The organism is Wolbachia endosymbiont of Drosophila leontia, from assembly GCF_028981785.1.
GTDB lineage: Bacteria > Pseudomonadota > Alphaproteobacteria > Rickettsiales > Anaplasmataceae > Wolbachia > Wolbachia pipientis.
Genome location: NZ_JAPQLK010000131.1, coordinates 8,652 through 17,820, shown reverse-complemented (window position 1 = coordinate 17,820; position 9,169 = coordinate 8,652). Strand labels below are relative to the sequence as shown.

The 9,169-nt window shown below is 34.1% G+C and carries 10 protein-coding genes and 2 pseudogenes; 6 read left to right on the top strand and 6 right to left on the bottom strand.

The genetic code is table 11. The annotated features are described in order from the left end of the window. Positions 1-206: 206 nt before the first annotated feature. A pseudogene (locus OZD63_RS04560) lies at positions 207-359 on the top strand (IS66 family transposase); the annotation flags it as partial. A gap of 122 nt (positions 360-481) precedes the next feature. Here the strand turns inward: OZD63_RS04560 and OZD63_RS04555 are convergent. The 3 genes from OZD63_RS04555 to OZD63_RS04545 form a co-directional block, all read right to left on the bottom strand. After that, positions 482-1,024: a hypothetical protein gene (locus OZD63_RS04555; protein WP_274979996.1), complete on the bottom strand. Its 543-nt coding sequence runs from the start codon at positions 1,022-1,024 to the stop codon at positions 482-484. A 109-nt stretch (positions 1,025-1,133) separates the two neighbouring features. After that, a complete protein-coding gene (locus tag OZD63_RS04550) occupies positions 1,134-1,664 on the bottom strand; it encodes a phospholipase D family nuclease (RefSeq protein WP_015589462.1) in 531 nt (176 codons plus the stop codon). 857 nt (positions 1,665-2,521) lie between these two features. Then, entirely contained in the window at positions 2,522-3,346 is an 825-nt protein-coding gene (locus tag OZD63_RS04545) for a hypothetical protein (protein ID WP_274979791.1), read from the bottom strand. 167 nt (positions 3,347-3,513) lie between these two features. Between OZD63_RS04545 and OZD63_RS04540 the strand changes: the two genes are divergently transcribed. From OZD63_RS04540 to OZD63_RS04525, 4 genes are read left to right on the top strand one after another with little or no spacing between them, the layout of a single operon-like run. After that, a complete protein-coding gene (locus OZD63_RS04540) occupies positions 3,514-4,152 on the top strand; it encodes an HAD family hydrolase (RefSeq protein WP_182321159.1) in 639 nt (212 codons plus the stop codon). Next, the gene (locus OZD63_RS04535; protein WP_274979790.1) at positions 4,152-4,637 is read left to right on the top strand and encodes an RDD family protein; all 486 of its coding nucleotides are present in this window, start codon (positions 4,152-4,154) and stop codon (positions 4,635-4,637) included. The genes OZD63_RS04540 and OZD63_RS04535 overlap by 1 nt, the downstream gene beginning before the upstream one ends. A gap of 59 nt (positions 4,638-4,696) precedes the next feature. Beyond that, complete coding sequence (bfr, locus tag OZD63_RS04530; protein WP_274979789.1) at positions 4,697-5,173, top strand: bacterioferritin; 477 nt, start codon at positions 4,697-4,699, stop codon at positions 5,171-5,173. 1 nt (position 5,174) lies between these two features. Next, a complete protein-coding gene (locus OZD63_RS04525) occupies positions 5,175-5,792 on the top strand; it encodes an SURF1 family protein (protein WP_275008248.1) in 618 nt (205 codons plus the stop codon). A gap of 30 nt (positions 5,793-5,822) precedes the next feature. Here the strand turns inward: OZD63_RS04525 and OZD63_RS04520 are convergent, their stop codons facing one another. Then, entirely contained in the window at positions 5,823-7,541 is a 1,719-nt protein-coding gene (locus OZD63_RS04520; protein ID WP_275008247.1) for a monovalent cation:proton antiporter-2 (CPA2) family protein, read from the bottom strand. 5 nt (positions 7,542-7,546) lie between these two features. Next, positions 7,547-8,119 (bottom strand): thioredoxin family protein, encoded by a 573-nt coding sequence (locus OZD63_RS04515; protein ID WP_275008245.1) that lies wholly within the window; start codon positions 8,117-8,119, stop codon positions 7,547-7,549. A 108-nt stretch (positions 8,120-8,227) separates the two neighbouring features. On the opposite strand from OZD63_RS04515, the gene tmk reads away from it, so the two are divergent. Then, complete coding sequence (gene tmk / locus OZD63_RS04510; protein WP_274979792.1) at positions 8,228-8,818, top strand: dTMP kinase; 591 nt, start codon at positions 8,228-8,230, stop codon at positions 8,816-8,818. Here the strand turns inward: tmk and OZD63_RS06195 are convergent. Beyond that, a pseudogene (locus OZD63_RS06195) lies at positions 8,811-9,169 on the bottom strand (hypothetical protein); the annotation flags it as partial. The gene tmk and the pseudogene OZD63_RS06195 overlap by 8 nt on opposite strands.

The following is a 9,169-nucleotide window of genomic DNA, read 5'->3' as shown; positions in this document are numbered from 1 at the left end:
CCAGTATTGGTCTAATTTTTTCAAATTGTTCTTTACTTATATCTCTTGGATAGCTTTTTTGCATAGATATACCTCTTTCTTAACTATGCTTATTTTACCTCATATTTTCGAGATCCTTAACAGGTTCTTATAATAGTCCGAATGCGATAAGATATGTGTTTATGGCTATAGCAGGCCAGTAGCATATTACGGTCTGTTCGGATTATTGTAAAAAGAGCTATATTATTCATAAAAAAGTTGATCTACCAAAAATCAAGCCTTATGTAGTGGAATATCAATGGCTATTGTCGGAGATGCGGAAAAAAAGAAGTAGCAAGTTACCAAAAGGTGTTATGCCAGATACATTTGGTCCAAGAGTTGTTTTGTGAAGTTGACAGAGTCAAGGAGAATGAAAGTTTTAAAAAATAGCATATTTTTTAATTATAAAAATTTGATATTAACTGTTGTTGGTTAATTGAGTAAAAACCAGTGAATGGTCACGTTAAAACATATTTTTAAATTTCTGCCAAAATCCTGGTTTATTATCATTAACCTTTGTAAATGTTATATTTAAACTGTATTTCGGATCATTTGGCACGTCGTATTTTATGCTAAATGTTGAAACTTTATCGTTGTTGTAAATATGTACATCATCATATGATAGCTTTGTTGTGTAACACTTTACATACTTCTGCTTATCATGCACTAAATCACCTGACTCCCTTTCTAGTTCCACAAATTTCGTTTTTTTCTGACATTCCTTCATTTTTATTAAATCCTTATCTGGTGATATTGAAACTGGCAACGTATTTCCAGCATATTCTTTAGCTAAAAGTTCACTTTGAGGATACATTTTTATTTCCCTGCCAAAATGTGAGTCTATGAAATTATTACTCCAAAATTTATCGCCAGAATGCACGTACTCATCAGTAGCATACGGCACCCCACCATAATTGCATTGAACTTTGTAATCTCCAACACCGTTGTTTTGAAAAAAATCATGAATAGCAGTGTAGCCACCGGCAGCATCATTTATATAATCCATTACTTTATTCCTTAAATTTTTAGTTCATTATATCATAATCATTATGCCAATCAATCAAAAAAGCTCTCCCTTGCTGTTTTTAAAACTGATTTTGAGCAAGCGCTCTCGATTAGTTGGGAGCGTATTTGTAAGATTGTGACATTCGTGCCTCCCAGTTTTTCACATACTGCTGAATCAATTCAGGATAATCTGTAATAATTAATAAATTTTCAGCATTTCCTTTTTTAGCTGTCTTACTAAGGTTAAATGACCCTGTGATGACTTTTTGATTGTCAACAATCATTATCTTATTATGAGCAATCTTTGGCTTATCATCGATCCAAATTGGTACTCCACCTGAAAATAATTCATTTATAACACTATATTTTGAGTAGAGTTGCGATTTATCTAAGATGACTTTAACATCAACACCGCGTTCTTTAGCATTTATCAAAGATTTTGCAACTGTTCCAAGAGTAAATGTATATTCTTGAACTAAGATAGATTTTTTAGACTGATCTATTACGTTGATTATCGGTACAGCACAATCTTCTCCAGGTGAAAAGCAAACCGTAGCTTTTGGGCAGGGCGAAAATATAAAACCCGCATAGTAATACAGAGAAAAACACATTAACAAGAATAAAAAGTGAAAAAGCCTCACAACAACCCACCCCCGGATATACGGCGATAGGCTACATTATAATTTAATCACCTGTCAATAGACTTCTTGCATAGTTTTTGGCAACAACCGTTAGAAACGAAAAAACTTACTTGACAAACTCCGCCAGCCCCCTTATCACGAAACCGAAGGCATTCAGTTATCTTCATCTGTGCAGATTAAACAGCAAGAAAACAACGTAGTTGGCGTCTTATTTTTGATTTTTTGCACTATGTGCACCTTATGTCTTCACAATATTTCTAGGTTTTTACCTACACAAGCTGAAACGCGCTTATAAGTCGTTTAAGACAGTATAGTACGCCAATTTGCAGGATTAGGGAGTGACAACTAGCTAACACGGGGTTTCTTTTGCCTTTTTTTCTGCTTAGTAAATTTCTTAAACATTTAAACTAAGGTGGGTTGCATTTAAAAGCAGCTAAATTGCAGTGTTTAAGACTTAAAAAATGCCAATGTTCTAAAATAGATATTAGCTGGGGCTTCTTTTGCCTTTTTTTTCGCTTGGTAAATTTCTTAATGTTTATAGCTAACATGAAGCTAAGTACGAACTTTGTTAAATACAACAAATGGTGTCATCCCTGTGCTCCTTTTTTTGTCATCCGAGTAGCTGACACTGGGATCTATTTTGCATGTAACTCCAATTGTGTTTTGGCATAAAACGCGACGCGTATTAGACTTATTTGCAAGCAAAGCTTGCTAGATCCAAGTAGTCAGGGCACTGGGATGACATCATAGGGACACTGGGATGATACCCTGACAATCGTCATCCCGCTACTTGTTAGCGGATGAGATACCGCGGCGGTATGACGGTTCGTGGCGGTATAATGAAGCTTGAAAGCGGATCACCTTTCACGACCCGTGTTTACTTCATTCACTTTAGGAGTATTAACAGGCGTTATTGCCGGGTTCTCAAGCTTTGTTGCCTGCTTCAAACCCTCGCTTACACTTTTGTCCTTTAAAATTTCATCAAGCTGCTTACTCTTTTGTTGCTCTTCGTTATTTGACGTATCTCTTTGAGCATCTTCTTTCATGCCACGAGCATTCTCTACATCCTTTTCACCTTCACCTAAAAATTTTTCTAATATTTTCTTAACAAAGCGCTTCAGAAGACTCAAAAACCCTTCTTCTTTTTGATTTTCTTGTGGTTGAGGCGTGGTATCTTTTTTGTCCGGCTCAGTGTTGAGCTTCTCTTTTATAGAACTCTTGCTCACTGAGGGATTAACGGTTTGTGAATCGTGCTCTGATGCTGTTTGCACAGAAGCTTCAGTAGTCTTTTTTTGTGTATTATGTTCAAGGTCTTTAACTGCTGTTGTAGTTTTTCTCGGAGTGTCTTGGAGTTTTTTGTCACTTTTTGGCTCTGCAACTTTTTCACTTGTGAAGATGTCCTTCCCTTTATATTGCTGGTCAAGCTCAGCAATTCTTTCAAAATCTTGACGTACTTTTTCATCTGCACGTCCTTTTTGACTTTCAAATTTCTGACTCAATTCTGCAACGTTTTTCATTTTGTTCTCAAGCTCCTTACTTTTCACAGCTTTTAGAGCCTCTGTTCCTTTTGCGATATAATTAACCTTCTCTTCTAATGAGGTACCTTCTGGAAAAGCACCTGGAGAACGTTCAACAACGTCTTTAAACTTTTTTTCAACACTTTCTTGAGATGTCTGGGCCATACCTATTACCTATTAAAGCATATCATATAACCAGTATATTAGCTCATTATATAAAAAACAGTTAACATAACTTGTGGTAAAGAGTGTTTATCAAGAACGTCCTTTTTATATTTTTTTTATTAAAATGCTATTTACTTATTAAGTTAAAATGTATAATTATATAAGAGATGAAAGATAGCTCATTAGCAGTAGTATTCGATTGGGATAACACCTTAGTTGACACTCAAGATAACATTTTTAATGCTATTAAGTATACCATAAACTCAATGGGGTATAGTAATAAAGCTGCTGATAGAAATTCCCACGAGTCGAGAAAGAGCTATATGGTCAATTTGTTTGGCGATCAGTGGAAAAAAGCAAATCAGATATATCAACAATATTTAGATGATGCGCTATTGCAAAACATCGCTCTGAATCAAGGAGTAGAGAAAATGTTGCAGACACTGAAAAGCCACAATGTTTATCTAGCAATAGTAAGTAATAAGAAAAATACTAATTTACGTAAAGAAGTTGCCTATTTTAAACTAGATTCCTACTTTGAAAGAGTGGTTGGGTCATGCGATACTGCAGAAGATAAACCATCTGCAACCCCTTTGTTATTTGCACTAGAAGAGAGTACGTTGCCTATAAATAGAGAAAATGTGTTTTTCGTTGGTGATAGCATCACAGATGTTCTGTGTGCACAAAACGCCAATTGTTTACCTATTATATACGGTCAATCAATAAGCGGTTATGAAGATTTGTTATGTTTTCAACATTTTGATAAGCTTACAAATTTTGTAATAAAGTATTTAGAAGATAGGTAATGACAGAGATTGCCAGCATAAAAAGGCGCTTTTGCGCATATTTAATAGATGTAGCAATTTTATTAATTCCAACTTTATTAATTATACTGCTATTAGAGGATTCTCCGTTGATCTTACATCTATCATACATGTGTGTAAATTGTAGTTACTTCACATATTTTATATCTTCAAAGACCCAAGCAACTCCAGGTCAACAGTTAATGAATATATGTACTATCAATTTAGATAATTCTAAAATAGACTTGAATTTAGCGTTTGACAGAAGCACTTCCCAGTTTTTTCTTCCTTTGTTAAACAGTGTAGTAGTTGTCCTTACTGAATTTTTGCAAGATCAGGAGGTATTAGTGAATGTCTTGAGTGCATTGAAAGTAATGATAGTGCTGCTCACCCTCTATTGGTATCTAGTTGCTTGTTTTTCTAAAAAGAAACAGACATACCACGACATGCTATTTAATACGGTTGTTATCAAAGGAGCTATTAAATGAGTTGCTATAATCATCGTTATCATATAAATTATGCTGATAAATTGAACTAAGGGAAGATTATGAATGAAGAGATAGTAAAACATTTGAACAAATTATTGACCAATGAGCTGACTTCTGTACGCCAGTATCTTTTACATTTTGCAGTGCTCAAAAACAATGGAATTAATAGACTTGCAGAAAAGGTAAAAAATGAGCTTAACGAAGAACTTGAACATGCAAGCAAGTTGGCAGAAAGGATTTTATTGCTTAAAGGTGTACCAAATTTTCAAGATACAAATGAAATATCAAAGTATGATGGAAAGTTTACAAAAGACACAATACGGAAAATCTTAGAAGCTAATTTGAAATTAGAGGGAAAAGGTATCAAGGATATCAAAGAAACGATTTCTATCGCTGAGAAAGAAAAAGATTTTGTTAGTGTAATGTTATTAGAAGAGATGTTAAAAAATGAAGAAGAGCACTTCCATTGGATTGAGAAACAGACCGATCTTATTGAGCTAATGGGTGTTGAAAACTATTTAAGAACACAAATATAGAGTGTTAAAAAAGATAGTATTTATTTTAATTATACCTTGCTCACTTCTTTTTTTATTAGGGTTATGGCAAATATTCAGATTGAACTGGAAGAATAATATTATTAAAAGTATGAGTCTTCCAGTGGTTCATCTATTGCCCAATAACGACCTTGAAAAATTTAACTATAGGCATGTCAAGATTGATGGGATTCTAAGTGATATGGAACTATATGTTTTTGCAGGGCAACACGGCTATCACGTGCTGTCTCCTATGTTGCTCACCACTGGACGTTACATGTTGGTGAATAAAGGAATAGTCAGAGAAAAAAAGGAGAAAAAAGTAAAAATTGAAAAAGTAGTTGCAGATGGAATTTTATATTGCGATAGCAATAAAAGTAAAAATTGGTTTATCGAGAACGATACTGCTTCGAATACATGGTTTAGCCTGAGTACAGAAGAAATTTCCAATGAGTTAGGTATTAAGCTAGAGAAGTGTGCATTGTGGCCGAACAATTTTGGCAGCAAAGTAGCTATACAGCCAATGAAGCATTTGGAATATGCAATCACTTGGTTTGCACTTTCCTTAACTTGGTTGATTATGTGCGTAATTTACTATAGGCAAAACCTCAATAAAGCTTGAAGCTTTCTGTACATAAAATTAGAAAAGTAGTTATTCATCTTTATCACTACCAAGGTCTTTTAACATACTGTAATTGCCTTTTCTGAATCTACTTTTTAAAGACGTAACTCCACTTTCGCTAATACCACTAAGGCTCAGTGCAGCTCCACCTAGCTGCAATCCTATCTCAGATGTTTCAGGAATAATTTTACTAGCTCCCAGATCTCTATAAACCTCCACATTACTCAGATCTGGTAAGCGTATTACAATATTTACATGCGGAAAATTTGCTGCAACTAAAGAAACAACTTTTTTTATAGTAACCTCATTCTTTATTGAAATAACGAGAGCTTGAGCTCTTTCTATTCCTACCGATTTTAAAATTTCACATCTTGTAACATCTCCAAGATATATAGGAAAACTATCACTTTTTCCTTCTTTGACTATTTTCGATTGAATATCTACAACAACGTAACTTAAATGCTCTGCCGTAAGCATTTTTGTTACCATATATCCCACTCTACCAAATCCAGCAACTATCACATGGTTATAAAGATCTTGTGTATCTGTTTCAACAGCTTCATCATCTAATATTGTTTTCTCAGTGCTAAATGAGTTTGCTATCCAATCTCCAAGCCCCGATAAAAGAGGAGTGAAAGCCATGGTTACTGTAGTTACCATCATAAGTACTTGAGCGATTTCACTTGGTAGCACATTTAGCTCATCTGCTAAGCGAAATAAAATAAACGCAAATTCACCGCCTTGTGAAAGCAGTAACCCAGCTTGTATAGCAGGTGCACTCTTAAATCCAAAAAATCTACACAATATATATATGATAGATGTTTTTAAAACGATAAGGATAACCGATAATAAAGTAATTAGTGGTAACTTATTGAGTAAAAGTTCGGTATTGATGGACATACCAACAGTCATGAAAAATAAGCCAAGAAACAAATCTTTAAATGGTAATACCGCGTGTTCCACTGAGTGTCTGTATTCTGTTTCTGCAACTAACAATCCAGCAACAAATGCACCTAATGCCAACGATAAATGGAATTGCTCAGTAATAAATGCTGCTCCTAATACTATTAAAAGCGTTGTTGATATAAAGACCTCATTACTTTCCATTTTAGCAATAACCGAAAATAAAGGTCTAAGCAATAATCTACCAGTTATAAATATCAGCACTAATGCAATAGCTGCTTGCACCAATGAACCTGCCAATGAGCTTATCAGGCTGTGCTCAGAATTGCCAGCAAGTAAAGGTACCAATACTATTAATGGTACTACTGCAAAATCTTGCATTAATAGTACTGCTATTGACAACCTACCAACCTGACTTGCTTGAGAACCTTTTTCTTGCAGAACCTGCAACACTATTGCTGTTGAGGATAGCGCAAGCCCACCACCAATAACTGTTGCTATATTCGTATTCACTCCGAAAGCAAGAGCGATGCACCATATTGCTACCATGGTAACTATAACTTGAAGAGAACCGAACCCAAATACATGAATACGCATAGCGATCAGGCGTTCAAATGTCAATTCAAGGCCTATAATGAATAATAGGAAAACTACACCAAATTCTGCAAGATTATCCATTGCTTCAGCTGAGTGTATCAGATTAAACCCATGAGAACCAATAACTGCACCTGCAACGAAGTAACCGAGCACTGGACTAATATTCATTTTCCAAAACGCTATGACTATAAACACAGCAGCAGAAAGCAAAATTATAATATCAAACAAATGCTGAGAGCCACTGTGCATGATATTTAACCTGTAGAATTAGACCATTTAATTGAGCAGCCAATACTTGATTTTTGGTCATTTGGAGAATTACCAGTTTCTGCAATAAATTTCATAGCTTGAAATAAGTCACTACTTCCTACTTCATAGCTTTGAACCTTTTCTTTTTTTGTGTTATTAAAACGTCCACGATAGCAAAGGTTTAAATCGGAATTAAAGCCAAAAAAGTCAGGAGTGCAAACAGCCCCGTATTCTTTAGCTATTTTCTGTGTACTATCAATTAAATATGGAAATGTAAACTTATTTTCCTTGGCAAAATTAATCATATTTTCAAAGGAATCTTCTGGATATTCGTTTACATCATTTGGCATTATTGCAACGGTGTTTACCTGATAATCTTTTTTCAATTGATCAACATCGCTTACCAGATTGCTAATAATTGACTGAACGTAAGGACAGTGATTGCATATAAACATTATAATAAGACTATTTTTTCCACAATAGTCACTTAATGCATAATATTCATTGTCTACTCCCAAAAGATTAAAATCTTTTGCAGTAAAACCAAAATCGACTTTAGGAGTATTCAGGGCAACCATAGACTATTATCATACCATATGTAATTTACGGTCTTATTATTTAAATGTCAAACGGTTTCTATGTATACTGTTTGCATATTCTTTTTTAGTATTATAATTATAAAACTTATGTTCATAACTTTCGAAGGAATAGACGGCTCTGGTAAAACAACACAATCTAAGCTACTTGCAAATCATTTTAAGCAAATTCACGGCGAAAATAATGTGGTATTGACTCGAGAACCAGGTGGCACTGATTTTGCAGAAAAGATAAGAGGAGTATTGTTAACGAATAATATTGATTCTATTTCTGAACTCTTGCTACTTATCTCGATGAGGCGCGAACATATGAAAAAATTAATATTACCAGCTCTTGCAGAAGGAAAAATAGTGATTTGTGATCGGTTTATTGATTCAACTATTGCATATCAAGGATATGGGTTTGGAGTTGACTTAGGGCTAGTAAGGGACTTACATAAGCTAGTGGAAATTAAATATCCAGATATTACATTCATTCTAGATATTGATGTTAAAGTTGGGTTAAATAGAGCAAAAGACAAGAATAAATATGAAGAAATGGATGTTAATTTTTACAATAAGGTCAGAAAAGGATTTCAGGAAATAGCCATAAAAGAGCCCGTTAGGTGCAGTGTTATCACTGGAATTGAAACAAAAAATGATAATCACGTACACAATGAAATTATTGATAAAATCACCTAGCTTGTGATAGAAAATTATCAATTTCAGGTAACATTATTTCATATGAATAACTTTTTGTTTGAGTAGCTAAAAAATCCTGTATTTTGTCTGGATCTTCTTCACTTATCATCTTATATGCCCTTGCGAGGTTCATTAATTCACTTCTATTTTTTTTATTGCTTACTTCAGTAATAGTAAAAAATTGATCAAAATGGTCTAAGAACCTGTTAAGGATCTCGAAAATATGAGGTAAAATAAGCATAGTTAAGAAAGAGGTATATCTATGCAAAAAAGCTATCCAAGCGATATAAGTAAAGAACAATTTAAAAAAATTAGACCAATACTGGAGAGTAGCAGAAAGAAAACAAAACC

Bases quoted from the DNA above. Each gene is read 5' to 3' on its own strand.
- OZD63_RS04540 (WP_182321159.1), top strand. From the start codon at position 3,514: ATGAAAGATAGCTCATTAGCAGTAGTATTCGATTGGGATAACACCTTA.
- OZD63_RS04545 (WP_274979791.1), bottom strand. From the start codon at position 3,346: ATGGCCCAGACATCTCAAGAAAGTGTTGAAAAAAAGTTTAAAGACGTT.
- bfr (WP_274979789.1), top strand. From the start codon at position 4,697: ATGAATGAAGAGATAGTAAAACATTTGAACAAATTATTGACCAATGAG.
- OZD63_RS04520 (WP_275008247.1), bottom strand. From the start codon at position 7,541: ATGCACAGTGGCTCTCAGCATTTGTTTGATATTATAATTTTGCTTTCT.
- OZD63_RS04555 (WP_274979996.1), bottom strand. From the start codon at position 1,024: ATGGATTATATAAATGATGCTGCCGGTGGCTACACTGCTATTCATGAT.
- tmk (WP_274979792.1), top strand. From the start codon at position 8,228: ATGTTCATAACTTTCGAAGGAATAGACGGCTCTGGTAAAACAACACAA.
- OZD63_RS04535 (WP_274979790.1), top strand. From the start codon at position 4,152: ATGACAGAGATTGCCAGCATAAAAAGGCGCTTTTGCGCATATTTAATA.
- OZD63_RS04515 (WP_275008245.1), bottom strand. From the start codon at position 8,119: ATGGTTGCCCTGAATACTCCTAAAGTCGATTTTGGTTTTACTGCAAAA.